At 64.3% G+C, this 1,424-nt stretch carries 1 protein-coding gene; it reads right to left on the bottom strand.

Annotated elements, in window-relative coordinates:
• Nucleotides 1–33: 33 nt before the first annotated feature.
• A partial coding sequence (locus KNW02_RS20540) for a Tn3 family transposase (RefSeq protein WP_216035032.1) occupies nucleotides 34–1,424 on the bottom strand: 1,391 nt, incomplete at its 5' end.

Here is a 1,424-nt window from a genome sequence, read left to right as displayed (position 1 = left end):
GGGGTCTGATGCCGGAGGGGGCAGGATCCTACGCTAAGCCCTTTTCGGCCACCTGTACTCCCCCGTGAGCAGGATATGTGCCCAGCCGAGGGGCGAGATGTGGGCGAGGAGGTTGGGTAAGCAGTCCAGGCCTTCGCGCCGGCGACTGGTGACGGCTTGGCCGAGATGCTTGGTGTTCCAATAGATGACGATGGCGGCGAGGAGGTTCAGCCCGGCCATCCGGAAGTGCTGGCCCTCGGAGGTGCGATCGCGGATTTCACCCTGACGGCCGATGCGTAGGGCGTTTTTCAACGCGTGATGGGCCTCGCCTTTGTTGAGCCCGACCTGTGCGCGGCGTTGCATGTCGGCATCAAGCAGCCAGTCGATGATGAAGAGTGTCCGCTCGACCCGTCCGATTTCCCGCAAGGTCACGGCCAGCTCATGCTGTCGGGGGTAGGATGCGAACTTCCGCAAAAGCTGGCTGGGAGACATCGCCCCTGACGCCATGGTCGCCACGCTGCGCAGGATATCGGGCCAGTTCGAGGCGATGAGGGATTGTCTGATCTTACCGCCGATCAGCCCCTTCAGTTCTTTCGGGCAGGCTGCCGGATCGAAGAGGTAGAGGCGCTTGGACGGCAGGTCGCGGATGCGGGGAATGAACTGGAACCCCAGCAGCGCGGTGACGGCGAAGACGTGGTCGGTGAAGCCGCCGGTATCAGCGTACTGCTCGCGGATCTTCTGGCCGGCATCGGTCATCAGCAGCCCGTCCAGGATGTAGGGCGCTTCGTTCACCGTGGCCGGGATGGTCTGTGTGGCGAAGGGACTGAACTGGTCGGAGACGTGGGTGTAGGCTTTCAGCCCGGGTTCATGGCCGTACCTGGCGTTGATTACGTTCATCGCCTCGCCCTGACGTGTCGTCGGGAAGAACTGGCCGTCGCTCGACGCGGTCTGGCCGGCGCCCCAGAAGCGCGCCATCGGCAGTGCGGACTGCCCTTCGATCACCATGGCCAGGGCGCGCGCCATCGCCTCGCTTTCCACATGCCATCGCGAGAGGCGGGAAAGCTGGAAGAAGTCGTGCGTGTTCGTGGCCCCGGCCATTTTGCTGAGGCCGAGGTTCAGGCCCTCGGCCAGCAGCACATTCAGCAGGCCGATCCGGTCCTTGCATGGCGCGCCGGTGCGCAGATGGGTAAAGGCTTCGGTGAAGCCGGTCTCATCGTCCACCTCCAACAGAAGATCCGTGACCCTGATTTCCGGCAGGCGGCCATAGAGATCGAGCACCAGGGCGTCGGCTTCCTCGGGAACCGCCGCGGTCAGCCGGTCGATTTTCAAGTTGCCGTCCTCGATGGAGCCACCGGGGATCGCACCGGTCCTTGCCGCGCGCGCCAGGCGGCATATAGCATCGGACATGCGCAGCCTACGATCCGTCAGCCAGGCCTCAGGTTCGA

The organism is Paracoccus marinaquae (assembly GCF_018860165.1).
Classification (GTDB): Bacteria; Pseudomonadota; Alphaproteobacteria; order Rhodobacterales; family Rhodobacteraceae; genus Paracoccus; species Paracoccus marinaquae.
This window is presented reverse-complemented; position numbering and strand designations above follow the sequence as displayed.